Genomic DNA, 16,137 nt, shown 5'->3' with positions numbered 1-16,137 from the left:
CGTAAAAATTAATTTATACTAAGCCGCATGGGCAAAATTGATATTGAGTTCAGAACCAATAGCTGCCAACGCACGGTTTGTTGCATACAGCAGGGAATCTGTGGAGATATAATCCGCAGGCCTGAGCCATTTGTCCTTGAGAATCCGCCAAAGTGTTTCGGCGATATTGAGGTGTGGACTATATGGAGGGAGAAAGAAGATGAACATCCCACGTTTCTCCCAGACCGGGCGAAGTTCCCGTATGAGTCTGCATCTGTGGACGCTTGCATTGTCGAGAACGACAAACGTATTTTTGCGGATTCGCATCGAAAGTCTGTCAAGAAAGTCGGCGATCTTGTCTGCGATCATATTCTCAGTGGTGGCAAAACCTTCATATCGGTTATGTCGGTTAATCATGCCGAAAATATTGAGTCTCAGCCCTCTCTCAGAGTGGATGTAGATGTCCTCACCGCGGAACTGCCATCCGTATGGCACATATCCCTCGGTACAGATGTGGCTCTCATCTCCATAATAGAGGTCAATGAGACCGTCTTTCTCCTGTTGTACGAGTTCTTGCAGCTTCTCGCTCTTATATGCATAGAGCTGCGGCGAGGGTTTCCCCTTTGGACGTTTCCTTATACGTCTATATCCCGCGCCAAGGCGGATAAAAAAGCCCTGAAGGTGCTGTCGCTCGCTTCTTTTCCTGAAGCCTGCTGCCATGCCTCTTTCGCTTTCTTCATGCTCTGCCTGTCGTTCTCTATGGCTCTGCGTACCTTCTTCTCGTCCGTACAATCCATTATCGGCTTGCGTACACGCCCCGGACGTGTCTCCAGTCCATGGATTCCTTCTGCCTCGAAGCGTTTCACCCAGGAATTGACGGATATATGGGTCATTTCGGTCTGCTCCCCAACTTTCTTGGAGGTAAAACCGATGGCCTTCAGGAGAATAGCACGGCATCGCATACGAAAAGCGTGGCTCTTGCCTTTGCGAAAGCCCTCTTCTAATTGCAGACGTTGTCTGTCGGTCAGTTGTATAACTTTGATTTTTGCGATAACTATGTGTCTTTATGTGTTTACACAAAGATACGCAAAAAATTTGATATAAACTAATTTTCAACATATACTTAGAAAAAAATAAAAAATGTTTCAAAAAACATAACTCCATGCCACTAATAACCCTCTCCATGCCCGTATACAACGTCTCCGGATTTGTGGAGGCGTCGTTGCTGTCGGCACTGAACCAGACATATCCGGATATAGAATATATCATCGTTGACGACAAGAGCACCGATGACAGTATGGATGTTGTACGAAAAGTTGTCAACGGGCATACGCGCAGAGACGCGGTTCGGATTATAGACCACGTCGTGAACAAGGGACTCGGTGACACGCGCAACACTTCCATCGACAATGCCCGTGGCGAGTATATATACTTTATGGACAGCGATGATGTCATTGCACCCGACTGTATAGAAAAACTTGTCGGATATATGGAGGAGACTCCTGTCGACTTCATCGCTTCGTCACGAATGAGAAAGACATTTGACGGGAAACTGATAGTCAAGGATATTTACACTCCTGTCGTTGTCCATGACAAAGGAGAACTGAGCGTGGCACGGTTCCGATATGTTCACAACAACAAAATACTTGCCGAAGTGTGGAACAAGCTGTACAACACTGAGTTTCTGAGAAAGAACAATATAAGATGTATTCCCGGTGTGCATGTAGAGGATGTGTCTTTCAGCTATCAGGTGAACCTTGCTGCACGCAGTTGCCGGTTAGTGCCGGACATTACATATACATACCACATATACGAAGGACAGTCGTTCGCCGCATTCCGCAACAATCACAACCGTGCCGTTTATCTTGCCGACTGCTTCTGCAAGATACGTGAGTATGATGTTTCACTATGTGCAAGATATAAGAACCACAAGGAGTATCCGTCTTTAATGAAAGGCATTAACAGTGTATCTTTTCTCCACGGCCAGATGATCAATGACAGTGCTGTATTATGTGATCAGGAAAAGTATTACTATCTGAAGAAACTGTTCTCATCAGAGATTTCTCTTTTATACATACTGAGAAATAAATACAATTTGTCGAAGAACATGTTTTTTTATGTGCTGGCATATTTACCTGTCAAAATACAAATGTATATAATAAGCAAATATTAACAACATGAAGAATATTATTTTCTGGGGAGGTTTCACAACACATGTATTTGAACTGACCCGAGCTTTAGCCCGAAAAGGATACACCGTAAAAGTAATACGCTACACACAAGGAGCAAACGAAAAGCGGACAGAAAGAATACCGCAATACAACGATAAAAATGTGGAAATCATAGAATGCAACGATAGAGATAAGGCTATACAGATATGCAGACAATATGAAAGAAAAACTACACTTCATATAAACGGAAGCATAAAAGTATCAAATGCACCGTCATTCACGGCTTTAAAATATCTGCTGAAAAACGGATATCGTGTCATATCCATTCCACAAGAAGGTTTCCAGCTGCAAGGTCTGAAAGGCAAGTTGAACTATCTGAAATGGCTGGTATATCTCAATATGACATGGAGACGCAATATGACAGCATGGGGACTGACCGGACTTAATGCCGAAAGACAGTTCAGACACTGCGGCGTAAAGCAGGAAAAATTATTTCAGTTCTTATATATCACACAGCAAAAAACTGATAATCAAATAATTAAAAACGGGGGGGGTAAATTAAGGTTTATCTTTGTCGGAGCTATCGACAAGAGAAAAAACATAATCCCATTCGTAAGATACATGCAAAAGAATTTTTCCGAGAAAGACTATATCTTCAATATCTACGGTTCATGGGATCTTGACAGTGAACTGAAAGCACTTGTTGCCGATGACACAAAAATATTCTATCACGGCAAACAACCATACGACACAGTGCGAAAAGAGATGCAGAAAGCAGATTATCTTATTCTATCAAGTCTGTATGACGGTTGGGGAGCCGTGGGCAACGAAGGATTGCAAAGCGGATGCAGGCTGATTATATCAAAGCAAAGCGGATGCTCCGTATTTCCGCATATACATAAAGATTTGGGATATGTATTTGATGCAAAAGACTTCAATACACTGAACGAAATAATGAACGAAATATTTGCCCAAGGTCCTTTAAGCGATAAAGAAAAAAAGAGGATAATAAAATGGGCAGACATGAATATCAGTCCGCAGTCCGTGGCGGATTATTTCGATAAAATCATTAACCACTTTTTCAACGGAGCAGACAAACCCGCTGCTCCATGGACAAATCACTGATTATGGCAAATAAGATAATAGTATGTCAGACCGGCTCACGCCACCGTTACCTTATACCTCGTGTATTGGAAAAAAACGGCATGCTTGGCAGGCTGTATACAGATACAACGGCTAAAAGTTTCATCGGAAGATGTGCAAGGATGATTTCTTCCATAGGAATAGGCAGCCCGTCGGTTATGCGCCTGTGCAGACGACAGCCGGGCATTCCGAATGACAAGCTGTACACCACCGATATGCTTTTCTGGAGAAAAAGAGCGGCAAGGATAAGACGAGGCGACTCTCTCTGCAAAAGATATCTCCATTATACAGGCTTTGTCAACAAATGTATCAGCTGGGGAACGGGCGATGCCGACTGCGTGTACAACATGTATATTGAGAACTACGACTTTCTTGTATATGCCAAGTCGAAAGGGCTGAAGGTTGTAGTGGACATATACGAGACTCCCATGACATACAAGTATCTCATAGAAGAAATTGAAAGCAACCCGGAATACGGAATATTCCGCAAGCAGATAGAAAGCTACGGCTACAGCCACGAAGTGAGGATACACTACATGGAAGACTTGCTCAAACTTGCCGATTATTATACCGTTCCGTCACAGTTTGTCATCAAGTCAATGAACGTGTTCAGGAATTTCGACAAGAACAAGGTGCTGTTCCTTCCTTATGGCTCAAGCATCGTGCCGGATAAATATGGCTACAAACCCGTGAAACACCGCCTTATCTGGGTGGGCAACGACCCTGTCCGCAAGGGACTGCTTTATTGTGCCAAGGCTGCCGACATATTGAAGCAACTTTATCCCGACCTCGACTTCAGGGTGATAGGTGTTGTAAACGACGAACTGAAGAAAGCCCCGGCGTTCAAGAACCTCAACTTCATAGGAGTGCTCGGCAGGGAGCAGTTGATGGAAGAATATCGCAGTGCCGAGGCATACGTCTTCCCTACCCTTTTTGAAGGATTTGCCGGAACGGTCATCGAGGCGGCAAGCTGCGGATGCCCCATCATCACTACCGAATGTGCCGGCACCGACATGGGCGAGTTCCCCGCCATATATATACCACAGAAAAACACAGACAGCATCGTACAAAGCGTCAGATACTTGTTTGAAGATTCACAAAGGCGTGACAAGCTGTCAATGGAAGTGTATGAGTACTCCACGAAGCTGACACCGGAGATATACGAAAAAAGACTTGTTGAATATTTTAAGGAAATATAAGCAATGAACTTAGCTGTAATTTTTGCAGGCGGCACCGGAGCACGCATGCACACAAAGTCACGTCCGAAACAATTTCTGGAATTAAACGGCAAACCTATATTGATATATACAATAGAACTTTTCGACAACCACCCGCAAATAGACGGAATTATCGTTGTATGTATAGAAAGCTGGATACCTTTCCTGAACAAGATGTTACGTAAGTTTGAGATTTCAAAGGTTGTAAAGGTCATACCCGGAGGAAAAACAGGTCAGGAGTCTATCTACAAAGGACTATGCGCGGCAGAAGAATATTCGGACATACACAAATCAAACGACAGCATCGTACTCATACATGACGGGGTAAGACCTCTCATTACCGAGGAAACGATCACTGACAACATTGCAAAAGTGAAGGAATGCGGCAGCTGCATAACATGCGTGCCTGCAATAGAAACCGTAATCATAAAAAAAGACGACCGGAATGTTGTCGATATTCCCAAACGTTCTGAATGCCGGCTGGCACGTGCACCTCAAAGTTTTTACCTCAAAAATATCATCAATGCACACAGACGCTCGCAGGCTGAAGGGAAAAACGATTTCATAGATTCATGTTCGATGATGAGCTACTATGGAACAGAACTGGAGTTCATAGAGGGTCCTATGGAAAATATAAAGATCACGACACCGACGGATTATTTTGTTTTCCGTTCTATGGTGGAGGTACATGAAAATCAACAAATATTTGGAATATATTAGATATGGAAAAGATAAAAATACTTTTATTGGGATTGGGCAACATAAACAATGCCGGTGACGAAATACTTATAGAAACAACCGAATGGCTCGTAAAAAAATCGGGGGGGGTAAAAATAATAAGAAAACAATTGATGCCTGCATATAAGGAAATCATTAAAGATTATAAGACTTGTATATTGGCTTTGCCTCTTAAATATTTAAGCCGGGCATTCCATGGAAATATCAAATACAGGATGACAAACATCATGTACAAAATAAAATATAAAAGGTATTTCCGAGATTGTATAAAAAAAGCCGACAAAATCGTCCTCCCTGTAGGAATGCTTAAATACACCACACAAGACCTAAGCTATCTTTTTGAGATGATAAACGGACTTGCCACTCGTTATAACAAACCAGTCCTTATGAGTGCCATGTCTATTGCAAAACCCGATAAACATGACTGGAGATACAATCAACTTGTAAAAGCAGTAAACCTTCCATGCGTAAAATCAATAACAACACGTGACGGAAAAGAAGGACTTACAAGATTACGCAAGTACTATACCAAAGAAAATATACATACGGATTACGTCGGAGACCCCGCACTGTGGATACCTGAGTGTTATCAGACAGAAAGATCTGTTGTTCGCCAAAGCAACATAATAGGAATTAATGTCATAAGAAAAGGTATTTACTCTGCATATAGCGACAAGCCTTTCTCCGATTCACAGATGATTAATTTATATAAAGAAATAATCACCGAATTGGAACGCAGAGGACATCAGTGGATTCTATTCTGCAACGGCATGCAGGAAGACTATGAAGTCGCACTGCAGCTTATAGATGAATTAGGCTTGCCTTCCGAAAAGCTGCTTCCGGCTCCTAATTCCGGTAAAGAATTGGTTGAAATGATTTCATCATTCAAGGCTGTATTCGGGGCACGTCTGCACGCTTGCATAACCGCCGTCTCATTAGGGGTTCCTGTATCCGGACTACTATGGGATGACAAACTGGAATGTTTTAGCAGGACAATGAAAATAAGACAGTTTTTCTCTGATGTAGAAGAATTAAAAGGAAATTTAGTTGTAGATAAATTGGAAGCCGCAATAAATCATGAGTTTGACTTCTGGAATTTAGATTCTTATAAGACAAGAACATCGGGCTCTATAAAAGACTTTATTTCATGAACTGACCAAATACGGGCAATAAGCTGAAGCGGAAGAACTGCACCATACGTATATACATGACGAAGCAAACTTCTCATTACAGAAGAAACAATAACGGATAAATAATAAAATCATGAACATTCCCACGTTAAAGCTGTTACTGGCATCTGACTATCAGAGGTTTACAAATTCATTCGGGGGGGGTATAAAAACTCTTTTTCATTATTTTTGCAGCAATTCCTGCATGATAACATTACCGTTTAGAATTGGCAGCTGGCTAAAAAGCAAGAACTCCATGCTCGCCCGTTTATGTCTGATACCGGTAAAATGTATATATAAATGCAATCAGCATATAACCGGCATCCAAGTACCTTTAGGAACAGATATAGGAGGAGGATTACTCTTTTTTCACTATGGATGTATTGTTATTGCCACAGAAGCACACATAGGAAAAAATGCGTCCATTCATCAAGGTGTTACTATTGGAAGAGTTTTTGCCGGACGTAAAAGCGGGATACCGACAATAGGTGATAATGTTGTGATATTTGCAGGAGCAAAGATTTTAGGAAACATAAAGATTGGAAACAATGTTGTGATTGGGGCTAATGCAACTGTTACAAATAACGTTCCGGACAATTCCGTTGTTGTAGGAAGTCCCGCAAAGATAATATCAGATAATTCAGCAAAATGTTTTGACGAATATTGGACTAAAGTTTTTGGATGGAATTTATGAATAGAATACAAAGACAAGACATATGCGAATTCGCCTGTAATTTCACATTGTCAAAAAACTTAAGAAACTCAGATATTCTTGTCACAGGCGCAACGGGACTGATAGGTTCTACACTCGTAAGGTGCTTGTTGGCACTGAATGAAAATATCAGAATATGTTGTCCCGTAAGGAATAAGGACAAAGCAATTTCCATGTATGGAGAAACAGACAGCAGTTTGTCATTTGTTGAGTCTGACCTTTTAGAATTTACAGAAAACCTGAAAGGAGACTTTAAATACATTATACACTGTGCCAGTCCTACCGACGGGAAATATATGGCAAGCAACCCTGTGGAAACGTATGAGCTGTCAACAGACACAACACGCAATTTGCTTAGATATGCCAAAGAACACAAAGATTGTTCTATGGTATACATATCGTCTTTGGAATATTATGGGCAGATCTTCGAAGAAAAAACAATTACAGAAGACCAACAAGGATATATCGACATAAAGTCTCCGCGAAGCAGTTATCCTTTAGGAAAACGTTCCGCAGAGTATCTGTGCCGGGCATACGCAATGGAATATGGAGTCAATGTAAAAACAGCAAGACTGACACAGACATTCGGTGCGGGCGTGGCTGCAAACGACAACAGGGTGTTTGCGCAATTTGCAAGAAGCATTATATCAGGCAACGATATCATAATGCACACCGACGGAACATCTGCCAAGCCCTATGTCTACACCACCGACTGTATCCGTGCCATCCTTTATATTTTAATAAAGGGAAAAAATGGAGAATCGTATAATGTGGCAAACGATGATACTTATATTTCTATAAAAGAGCTGGCATATTTCTTACGTGATGAGTTCAACCCTTCTATAAAAGTAAGATTTGAGAAAAACACGGAAATGAAATATGCTCCGACAACCAAACTCAAACTGTCAAGCGAGAAACTCAGACAATTGGGATGGAAGCCTCTTTACGGTCTGAAAGAAATGTTTGAAAGATTAATAAATTCCATGAAAGAATGAAAGAGATTAATACAGATGATTTAAAGAACATTCAAATTGATATTTTACAACATGTAGATGAGTTCTGCATGAAAAACAATCTACGCTATTTTATAAGCGGAGGCACACTTTTAGGGGCAATTCGCCACAAAGGATTTATTCCATGGGATGACGACATCGACTTTATGATGTTGCGTGAAGATTATGACAGATTTATCAGGCTTTATAAGGAAACAGACAAATCTCCTTTCCATATATATTCTCATGAGATATATCCCTCATATCCTTATCCGTATGCAAAGATTGACGACTCACGCACCATAATGAAAGAGGAAATCAACGATGCTCAGAACTTTGGTGTAAATATCGATATTTTTCCTATTGACATCGCACCACTAAATGATGAAGAACAAAAAAAGGTGATAAGGCGCAACAAACGACTCATAAATATATTGACACTAAAAAGGTTGCCGATAAAAAAAGAGCGTGGAATTATTAAGAATGCAATACTCTTTCTTTCGCATCTCATTTTCTATTTTTATCCGACAAAAAGCATCATCAGGAAAATAGACAGAAATGCACGTTGCATGAACGGGATGACAACAGGAAAAAGAGGATGTCTTGTATGGGGATACGGTAAAAAAGAAATAATAGACGAGTCTGACTTTGCAGACTCTGTCTATGCCGAATTTGAAAATACAAGGTTTGCAACCCTGAGCGGATGGCATAACTATCTGACATCATTGTTCGGTGACTACATGCAGTTGCCACCTGAAGAGAAAAGAGTGACCCACCACCACTTCAAGGCATACTGGAAATAACCTCACGCCCTACGGGGCATGCAGTTGCATCATAAGGTCAAAACATGCTTCATACGCATACAGACATGAAAAAACACGGGGCTGTTGGTTATAACCGACAAAAAACGTTACATTTCATCGGTTATAACCGACAAACTTGCCTGCCCACCGCCAAACAAACATCAGCACCACAGCTCCAAGAACTGTGTATACCGCATAGTCCGCAATGCCGCGGCGGCGGGGAACGTCGCGATACTCGGTGACACGCACCTCGTAGGGCACGGAATCGCGGCGGACAAGGCGGACAGTGTCGCGCAGCAGGCGGTAACGGTATTCCACACGGGTGTCGCGCACAAGCAGCGTGTCGCCGTTATGAACCGTGCTGACATTGTTATACAGGTAGACGCTGTCGTAACGGTGTGAATACATGTGCACGGTGTCACGGCGGACGGTTTCTACGGGGACGGTGGTTACGGTGCGATGACTCGCGCAGCAAACCACAAGAAGAGATACGGAGAGGAGGGGAAGTAATCTGATGTTCATTTTTTAGGAGTTTTTAATTAGGAGTTAAGGAGTTAGGAAGTTAAGGAGTTAAGACAATAGTCTGTATACAGTAACGCATTTGAACAAGATTATAAATTGTCCTTAATGGTCCGCAACAACATTAAATATTGTAATCGTGCGGACAAATACAAGCATATGTCCCTACGCGGGTGATTGCTTGTTTTGACACACCCTCATGCGGACAAATACAAGACGGGGTGTTGAACGAAGTGAAAAATCTGTCCCAAAAGGAACACGACCAAAGCGATTGTTCATAATCTCAATTCCATTATAAATTATAAATTATTAATTATTAATTATTTTCCGTACTCGTGCATGGCATCAAAGCACGGACACTGCTTGATATACTCGTTGGGAGTGACAAGCCCGTTGCCGTCAAGGTCGGGCGAGAGGTCACGGTGTCCCATGACGATGGCACGGGGATAGCGGCGGCGCAGGTCGTTGACAAGACCAAGCAGCGAGCGTTTTTGCGCTGCGGTGCGCGTGTCGGCGGCACGTCCGGCGGAATCGAGACCGCCCTCATAACAGATACCTATGGAGTGGGCGTTATGGTTGCGACAGTGGGCACCGGAAACAGCCTCTGCCCTACCCTGATGAACACTGCCGTCGGTCTCTACATAATAGTGATAACCGATGTCTTTCCAGCCGTTGTGGCTTATATGGTCTCGGCGGCACCGGTCGAAGGTGTACCGGCGGTTGCAGCGCGTGGCGCTGCAGTGGATGATGATAAGTGTTATTCGTCTCATTACGTTTATTTTTTATTGTAAGACAATTGTTTCGGACATCTACTTATTACGGTTGCGGTAGTGGCTGTCTATGCCGAACAGTGCCCCGGCAAAGGTGAGCGTCTCGCCATAGGCGGTGAGCACCGTAGGGTCTATGAGGCCCATAGGAGGAACAACAAATGCGGCAATGATAAGTGCGATGCCGAAAATTACGAGGAGGGCGGCGACAAATATTCTCATGAGAATTCATAATTTATAATTCATAATTCATAATTGCAGCGTAGCGAGAACAATTCGTAATTCATAATTGATAATACAGGAACAGCAAAAGAAGCAACTACAATTATAAATTGTAAACTATTAATTATTACTTGCCCCCGCATTATCAATTATAAATTATAAATTATGAATTATGAATTGCCTTCGCTCTCTTCCGTCTTCACGCGCTCGTCATATTCGGCAAGGCGCGTTCCGGTGCAGAGGGCGCGCGTTGTAACGCCGTTGGTGTCGCGGCGGCGCTCGGGAGCAAAGCGGCAGCAAACCTTACGTATGTTCTTCGACGCGGAAAAGTCCTTCACCTCCGCGGCAGGCTTGGACGAAAGTGTGAGGCGGAAGGTGCCCAGACCGTTCAGCTTTACGGAGTACGACTCCTGGAGCTTGTCCTGTATCACCTCCACCAGTTCTTCGATTACCGCTTTAACGTCAGACTTCTTCACCGTGCAGTTGCGCTGTACAATCTCGGCAATGGCATCGGTCTCGATAACTCCAATCTGCTTGGCACGCGCATAATACTTGTTGTAACCGGCAGACGACTTGTTGGTGTTCTTGTAAATTCTGTACAATAGTGACATAACTGTAAATTTTAAATGTTAGACATAAGATTATATTTCAGATTTGGGAAGTACGCCACTTCAGCCTGCAATGTGCGCTGTTTTACCTCGTAAAGTACGTAACTTTGGCGCCTTAAGTGCGTAACTTTGCACTGTAAAACGGCATACTTCAGAGCCTCATGCAGCATATCTCCGTCTGATAATGCAAAGATACGACACGCCGTAACGGCGCTGGCGGGTATTGGCAGGAGTTGGCATTATTTGGCAGGAATTGGCGGGTATTCATGTCAATCCGCGTCTATGAAATATATATCGCAGATGTATCTCACCGCCCTTGGCGGAAGTATATGGGTATGCAAACCAACGCCCATCGCTTCCAGTTCACTGCGGTGGCGCGCCATCCAACGGTTGAAGGTGCGGTCGGAAACGCCTGCAAGCTGTGCCAGCTCTTTCTTGGTATAAGACCTCATGGGATAATTTATAATTAATAATTAATAATTTATAATTCATAATTCTGCGTGGCGAGACAACAAGGCATTTGTTAACACATGTCGAACGCCTCTTCGATGCGTGCGGGGATGCTTATTTTGACACACCATTCTACACAACAAAAACAGATAATCGCAGTGCAGCGAGAACAACGCGAATTAATTTATAATTCATAATTGATAATTTATAATTCATAATCGAAGCGAAGCGAGAACAACTCGTAAATCTAAACTCGTAATTCGTAATTCCAAACTCGTAATTCAACCTTGTGACACTTGTATACACTAGTTCTTATAACTTTTGTCAGATTAAAAAAATACCCTTCCTTTAAAGGACAACCATTTTTTATTTCTCGCGTATTTTATAAAACAAGTGTATACAACTGTCTACAAGTGTCACAAAATTGCGTTCAGAATGGAGTGTCATCGGTAGCATCATCACATCCGGGAACATTGCGTCCGATGTCACATACAGGCACTTCCACCACTTCCCAGAAACGTCCGTTGCGGTTACACACTTGTGCGAAACCAAGGTCGGACATGGATTTGCCGACACTCATCGGAGAGAGTTTCACCTGTGGTGCGAAACGCGCCACAATCTGCGATGACGACAGATAAAGACGTGGCTCGCAAAGCCCCGGTTTGCGATAATGGGTGGAAATAAGCTCACGTGCCATGTTCGGCGTCTCGAAACGGCGGTTGACAGCGTTTACTGCCGCAATGTCGTCTCCGTCGAACCAATATTTGAAACCGCTGTCGAGAAGATATTTCAGCTGTGCATAAATACCGTCATAGTTTATCCCGGCAGTCCAGGGGTTGTCTATATGATCCACTTCGAACACCAGCCAACGGCGGTTGCCCGTATCGTCGGTAAGAAACTGAAGATTGTTTCCCGTAGCGCAGAAAGACGCTATATGCGGCAGGCGCACCTTGTTGCGCCCGTATGGCGGACGCTCGTTGACGTAGGGCATGGACACCATTGCCTTCAGCTGGTTGACCTCCTGGCGCGTCATGGAGTCTATCTCCTCCATATTGATGAGAATATTCTCCGTCAGCGCCAGTACATCGTCCTTGGTCATGCGCTGCGAGTTTGTCTTTACACAGTAATAACGGCGCAGGCATGGCGGCAGGATGTTGTTCATAAACGACGACTTGTACGTGCCCTGACGTCCGAGCAGCACCAATATCTCATGATTTACGACACAATCGCCGAGCACGGCGGCAATCATAGCCACAAGCCAGCGGCGGACATAAAGGTCGAACACCTCCGGATCAACGCCGCGACAGTGCACCATGGCAAGGAATGCGCCGATATGATCTGTCTTGCCGTCCCACGGAGCAAGGTTGTCGAGATAGTGGCGCAGAGGATGATATGCCGGCACAAAGCTGCTCTGCAAGAGGGTACGCAGTGTAGCCATGTCCACGTTGAGCCCTCCATGCTGCATCTCGCGCCATATAGTGTTTTCAAGAACATCGTTAATCTCGCAGAAGTCTCCTGCCGAGACAATGTCCTGGACCTCCACATACTGTGTGATGGAGTTCTTGCGCAACCGGTATCTGCCGTTTATCCACGTCTCGATGTCTTTCACCGCAGGTTTGCCGCCCGTGTGTACGCCCTGCCCCGACAGACGTCGGGTTCCGTGTTCATCGGCATGATGACGATAGATGCTGCCCACAATCGAGGCGACGGGACCGCCGTTGTCGGCATTGTAGTCGGAAAACTCATCGAGAGCCCAGGCAAGCGTCCGGTCAGCCGGAATGCCGAAACGGTTCATCCAGTATATGCAGCTCGACACATACTTGTTGCGCGACCCTGCCGTATAGCTTATGTTCTCCTGCTCCGTCAGCCTGCGTGCAGCCTTGGCGGCACTGTCCACCTTCGGCGGGCGTCCCTTGGAACGGCTTGCCGGCTTAAGAGTCACTTCAACCGGAACAGAATCGGGATTGTACATGGCACAAGGGTCGTGGCTCAGACACGACATACGGGTGGCGTTGGAGCACTGACGGTCGGGTGCCACGCCCGCCACTTCCGCAAAATATCCGTTTACGGCATTCCACACCCGGCGGAAATTATCTGCCGTAACAGCACACGACGCACGGGCAATGACACGCAGTCCGCAGCCCGAAAGCGTGATATATGCAAGAAAGGCATGAGGATCGGACTTGACGGCACGCTCTGCCGCAGCAAATCTCTCCGCAGGAATATGGTCTATATCCACCATCACATAACCCGTATATCCACGTACGCACTCGCCGGAACGACCGCCGCAAACCTCTACGGAGGCGACAAATGCAGGCACGGAGCGCTTGATGCCGCTCATGGCAGACTTTATGCGCTTCTCTTCTTCGCCCGACTTTCCGCGACAGAGCATGGCAAGCCGGCGGTATTCATCACAACACGGCTTAAGGCTGCCGCCGCGTATCGTGTCTACGATATGCTCCCATGTAACAGGCTCGGGGACTGTGCTTGACAAAGTCTTGAACAGTGAGAGGCTCAAAGGATTGCTTTTTTCATTCATAACAACAACTTTTAAAAACAAACAATAATATTCAGGTTTCACTTATGCAAAGCTAACCCATCCGAATTTAACAATTATGTACTCGTATGCAGTACATAATCCGTTACACTTCTTAACGCTGCTTTAACTTAATTTAAACAGGGATCATTATACCGTACATGGGCTTCAATCCACAGGAATACATTTTATTTCCTGGGATCATGAACGGAGAGTTAAAGACAGCAAGGAGCAACAGTCTGTGGCTGGTAACGGCAGCAGACCTGATCTACAAGATCAGAGTAAGATGGAAGCTCACTTCTGACCTTTCGTTCTCCCAGAAGCTACATATCAATCCCCGTACCGTGGCAAAACTGAACCGCTTCCACCCGGACAGTTCTTTGAAGTTTGAAACGGTAATGGGCATATTCAGATCTCTGCTTCTTATAATACCGATTCAAGAATGGAGTGCGTCACGGAACACAGAAGAGTACCGTATGATACATGACGACATGATGGCGGTGGTAAATGCCAGAATACCGGTTCCAAAAGGTATACGGGAGGATATCGCCGATGCTATCGAAAAGGAGCAGTATCTTTCGGGAAACGACATTACGTGACCTTTATACCTTAAGAAAATCCGGCATACAGACTGCCTGCCCGACAGGCAGCACACACCGGTGCCAAGGGCATCATGGCAGAATGACGTGATACACCATTCGCAGCAACACCCACAGTATATCGGTTTGGCAAAAAGGATAAAGTATCAACCTGAAGTTTCCTTGCAGACATGAAGCATACAGGTCGGGCGGCGGAGTGCCTGCAAGGATTTTATTTACGTTAATTACCATAAAACTGACATGAACATACTTGTTTTTACACCCTCCGTAACCCGCACGGCAGGCGGAGTGCTCGATGCCGTGCGCGACCTGTTCACCAACATAAACTTCAACGGGCACAGGCTGAAAGTGCTGTCGTTCGAGGACCGATATGTGGAAGAGGACCTGCCGTCATGGCAAGGGTTGCCGGTAAGGCTGTTCAAGGCAGGACCGATGCTATACTCACACAAGGTGGGCAAGGCTATGCTTGCCGCCGAAGCGGACATACTGCACATGGAAGCCCTGTGGCGCTGGCCACAGCTGTTGATGAGCACATGGAAAAAACGCCGCAAGGAACCGATAGTATGCACTCCACACGGCATGCTCGACCCTTACATCATCGGAAATCAGGGCATGGCGAAACGCATCATCGCAAAGGCATTCCTGCAAAAAAGCCTTGAGGCGGTGGACTGCTGGCATGCCTTGTGTCTGAAAGAGATGGAAGATATAAGGGCATACGGGCTGAAACAACCGGTGGCGGTGATACCCAACGGAATAAATCTGCCGGACTACCGATCGGAAATTGAAAGGACAGACAACAAGAGACATCTGCTATATCTGGGGAGGCTGCACAGGAAAAAAGGTGTTGACATGCTGCTTCGTGCCCTGGCGGAAATAAAGAGGCAGCGTCCGGCACTGCTCGACGGCTGGCAGACAGACCTCGTGGGATGGGACCATGAGAACTGCCGGGCGGAACTGGAGCGTATCGTGAAAGACAACGGCATGGAGGATATGGTGGTGTTTCATGGCGGACTGTTCGGCGAGGACAAGCAGCGGATGTATGCCTGTGCCGACGGATACATACTACCCTCGCACGGCGAAGGACTGCCTATGACGGTACTGGAGGCATGGGCATGGAAGAAACCTGTAATCATCACGCCGGGATGTCACCTGCCCGAGGGCTATGATACCGGAGCGGCAATACGTATAGAAGACAATGTGGCATCGATAAAGGAAGGACTGGCAAGATTTATCGCCATGACAGACGATGAGCGCATACGAATGGGACAGAACGGATATGAGCTTGTCTGCCGCGATTTCACATGGGACGCATCGGCAAGGAAAATGATTGAACTGTACGAGTGGCTTACCGGCAAGGGTGACAAGCCCGATTTTGTTTATGAGTAATGCCCAATAGCATGATAATGCCTGCGACATGACACCAATAAAATGGTGCGATACTCATGTCTATATCTCATTGATTAACAGGTAAAAATATAATAAAAATGAATTTATTGGCACCTTAGGAACTGA

18 protein-coding genes are annotated in these 16,137 nt (G+C 45.0%); 10 read left to right on the top strand and 8 right to left on the bottom strand.

All coding sequences use genetic code 11. The annotated features are described in order from the left end of the window. Window positions 1-18: 18 nt before the first annotated feature. Complete coding sequence (locus HPS54_RS08460; protein ID WP_172345012.1) at window positions 19-699, bottom strand: IS630 family transposase; 681 nt, start codon at window positions 697-699, stop codon at window positions 19-21. After that, complete coding sequence (locus tag HPS54_RS08455) at window positions 615-941, bottom strand: helix-turn-helix domain-containing protein (RefSeq protein ID WP_253951975.1); 327 nt, start codon at window positions 939-941, stop codon at window positions 615-617. The genes HPS54_RS08460 and HPS54_RS08455 overlap by 85 nt, the downstream gene beginning before the upstream one ends. 200 nt (window positions 942-1,141) lie before the next feature. Here HPS54_RS08455 and HPS54_RS08450 point away from each other — a divergent pair, with 200 nt between their 5' ends. The 8 genes from HPS54_RS08450 (at window position 1,142) to HPS54_RS08415 (ending at window position 8,924) form a co-directional block, all read left to right on the top strand. Continuing rightward, complete coding sequence (locus HPS54_RS08450) at window positions 1,142-2,152, top strand: glycosyltransferase (protein ID WP_172345011.1); 1,011 nt, start codon at window positions 1,142-1,144, stop codon at window positions 2,150-2,152. Between the two features lie 4 nt (window positions 2,153-2,156). Further along, window positions 2,157-3,275, top strand: a complete 1,119-nt coding sequence (locus HPS54_RS08445) for a glycosyltransferase (RefSeq protein WP_172345010.1) — start codon at window positions 2,157-2,159, stop codon at window positions 3,273-3,275. Between the two features lie 2 nt (window positions 3,276-3,277). After that, on the top strand, window positions 3,278-4,492 hold the full coding sequence (locus HPS54_RS08440) for a glycosyltransferase family 4 protein (RefSeq protein ID WP_172345009.1): 1,215 nt from the start codon (window positions 3,278-3,280) through the stop codon (window positions 4,490-4,492). 3 nt (window positions 4,493-4,495) lie between these two features. Beyond that, on the top strand, window positions 4,496-5,230 hold the full coding sequence (locus HPS54_RS08435; protein WP_172345008.1) for an IspD/TarI family cytidylyltransferase: 735 nt from the start codon (window positions 4,496-4,498) through the stop codon (window positions 5,228-5,230). A 2-nt stretch (window positions 5,231-5,232) separates the two neighbouring features. Further along, window positions 5,233-6,399, top strand: coding sequence for a polysaccharide pyruvyl transferase family protein (locus HPS54_RS08430; protein ID WP_172345007.1), 1,167 nt, complete (start codon window positions 5,233-5,235; stop codon window positions 6,397-6,399). A 112-nt stretch (window positions 6,400-6,511) separates the two neighbouring features. Beyond that, a complete protein-coding gene (locus HPS54_RS08425) occupies window positions 6,512-7,111 on the top strand; it encodes a serine O-acetyltransferase (protein WP_172345006.1) in 600 nt (199 codons plus the stop codon). Further along, window positions 7,108-8,124 carry an NAD-dependent epimerase/dehydratase family protein gene (locus HPS54_RS08420; RefSeq protein ID WP_172345005.1) on the top strand — a complete coding sequence of 339 codons (1,017 nt, stop codon included), beginning with the start codon at window positions 7,108-7,110 and terminating at the stop codon, window positions 8,122-8,124. Before HPS54_RS08425 ends, HPS54_RS08420 begins: the two co-directional genes overlap by 4 nt. Window positions 8,125-8,192: 68 nt before the next feature. Further along, window positions 8,193-8,924, top strand: coding sequence for a LicD family protein (locus HPS54_RS08415; RefSeq protein ID WP_172345004.1), 732 nt, complete (start codon window positions 8,193-8,195; stop codon window positions 8,922-8,924). A gap of 114 nt (window positions 8,925-9,038) precedes the next feature. On the opposite strand, the gene HPS54_RS08410 is transcribed toward HPS54_RS08415, so the two are convergent. The 6 genes from HPS54_RS08410 to HPS54_RS08385 all read right to left on the bottom strand — a co-directional run bounded on the left by HPS54_RS08410 (window position 9,039) and on the right by HPS54_RS08385 (window position 14,029). Next, window positions 9,039-9,446: a hypothetical protein gene (locus HPS54_RS08410; protein ID WP_172345003.1), complete on the bottom strand. Its 408-nt coding sequence runs from the start codon at window positions 9,444-9,446 to the stop codon at window positions 9,039-9,041. 317 nt (window positions 9,447-9,763) lie between these two features. Further along, entirely contained in the window at window positions 9,764-10,213 is a 450-nt protein-coding gene (locus HPS54_RS08405; protein WP_172345002.1) for an N-acetylmuramoyl-L-alanine amidase, read from the bottom strand. Between the two features lie 39 nt (window positions 10,214-10,252). After that, window positions 10,253-10,432, bottom strand: coding sequence for a hypothetical protein (locus HPS54_RS08400; RefSeq protein WP_172345001.1), 180 nt, complete (start codon window positions 10,430-10,432; stop codon window positions 10,253-10,255). 170 nt (window positions 10,433-10,602) lie between these two features. Continuing rightward, window positions 10,603-11,043, bottom strand: coding sequence for an HU family DNA-binding protein (locus tag HPS54_RS08395; protein ID WP_172345000.1), 441 nt, complete (start codon window positions 11,041-11,043; stop codon window positions 10,603-10,605). A gap of 266 nt (window positions 11,044-11,309) precedes the next feature. Further along, window positions 11,310-11,492 carry a hypothetical protein gene (locus HPS54_RS08390; protein ID WP_172344999.1) on the bottom strand — a complete coding sequence of 61 codons (183 nt, stop codon included), beginning with the start codon at window positions 11,490-11,492 and terminating at the stop codon, window positions 11,310-11,312. A 428-nt stretch (window positions 11,493-11,920) separates the two neighbouring features. Next, window positions 11,921-14,029, bottom strand: a complete 2,109-nt coding sequence (locus HPS54_RS08385; protein ID WP_172344998.1) for a VapE domain-containing protein — start codon at window positions 14,027-14,029, stop codon at window positions 11,921-11,923. A gap of 200 nt (window positions 14,030-14,229) precedes the next feature. Here HPS54_RS08385 and HPS54_RS08380 point away from each other — a divergent pair, with 200 nt between their 5' ends. After that, window positions 14,230-14,625, top strand: a complete 396-nt coding sequence (locus HPS54_RS08380) for a hypothetical protein (protein ID WP_172344997.1) — start codon at window positions 14,230-14,232, stop codon at window positions 14,623-14,625. A gap of 240 nt (window positions 14,626-14,865) precedes the next feature. Then, window positions 14,866-16,011, top strand: a complete 1,146-nt coding sequence (locus HPS54_RS08375) for a glycosyltransferase (RefSeq protein ID WP_172344996.1) — start codon at window positions 14,866-14,868, stop codon at window positions 16,009-16,011. Window positions 16,012-16,137 lie beyond the last annotated feature (126 nt).

The sequence above is a fragment of the Xylanibacter caecicola genome (assembly GCF_013166515.1).
Taxonomy (GTDB): Bacteria; Bacteroidota; Bacteroidia; order Bacteroidales; family Bacteroidaceae; genus Prevotella; species Prevotella caecicola.
This window is presented reverse-complemented; position numbering and strand designations above follow the sequence as displayed.

Coding starts and splice junctions, on each gene's coding strand:
- HPS54_RS08390 (WP_172344999.1), bottom strand. CDS start 11,492: ATGAGGTCTTATACCAAGAAAGAGCTGGCACAGCTTGCAGGCGTTTCC.
- HPS54_RS08410 (WP_172345003.1), bottom strand. CDS start 9,446: ATGAACATCAGATTACTTCCCCTCCTCTCCGTATCTCTTCTTGTGGTT.
- HPS54_RS08435 (WP_172345008.1), top strand. CDS start 4,496: ATGAACTTAGCTGTAATTTTTGCAGGCGGCACCGGAGCACGCATGCAC.
- HPS54_RS08445 (WP_172345010.1), top strand. CDS start 2,157: ATGAAGAATATTATTTTCTGGGGAGGTTTCACAACACATGTATTTGAA.
- HPS54_RS08385 (WP_172344998.1), bottom strand. CDS start 14,029: ATGAATGAAAAAAGCAATCCTTTGAGCCTCTCACTGTTCAAGACTTTG.
- HPS54_RS08425 (WP_172345006.1), top strand. CDS start 6,512: ATGAACATTCCCACGTTAAAGCTGTTACTGGCATCTGACTATCAGAGG.
- HPS54_RS08455 (WP_253951975.1), bottom strand. CDS start 941: ATGCGATGCCGTGCTATTCTCCTGAAGGCCATCGGTTTTACCTCCAAG.
- HPS54_RS08420 (WP_172345005.1), top strand. CDS start 7,108: ATGAATAGAATACAAAGACAAGACATATGCGAATTCGCCTGTAATTTC.
- HPS54_RS08375 (WP_172344996.1), top strand. CDS start 14,866: ATGAACATACTTGTTTTTACACCCTCCGTAACCCGCACGGCAGGCGGA.
- HPS54_RS08400 (WP_172345001.1), bottom strand. CDS start 10,432: ATGAGAATATTTGTCGCCGCCCTCCTCGTAATTTTCGGCATCGCACTT.
- HPS54_RS08395 (WP_172345000.1), bottom strand. CDS start 11,043: ATGTCACTATTGTACAGAATTTACAAGAACACCAACAAGTCGTCTGCC.
- HPS54_RS08450 (WP_172345011.1), top strand. CDS start 1,142: ATGCCACTAATAACCCTCTCCATGCCCGTATACAACGTCTCCGGATTT.
- HPS54_RS08415 (WP_172345004.1), top strand. CDS start 8,193: ATGAAAAACAATCTACGCTATTTTATAAGCGGAGGCACACTTTTAGGG.
- HPS54_RS08405 (WP_172345002.1), bottom strand. CDS start 10,213: ATGAGACGAATAACACTTATCATCATCCACTGCAGCGCCACGCGCTGC.
- HPS54_RS08440 (WP_172345009.1), top strand. CDS start 3,278: ATGGCAAATAAGATAATAGTATGTCAGACCGGCTCACGCCACCGTTAC.
- HPS54_RS08430 (WP_172345007.1), top strand. CDS start 5,233: ATGGAAAAGATAAAAATACTTTTATTGGGATTGGGCAACATAAACAAT.
- HPS54_RS08460 (WP_172345012.1), bottom strand. CDS start 699: ATGGCAGCAGGCTTCAGGAAAAGAAGCGAGCGACAGCACCTTCAGGGC.
- HPS54_RS08380 (WP_172344997.1), top strand. CDS start 14,230: ATGAACGGAGAGTTAAAGACAGCAAGGAGCAACAGTCTGTGGCTGGTA.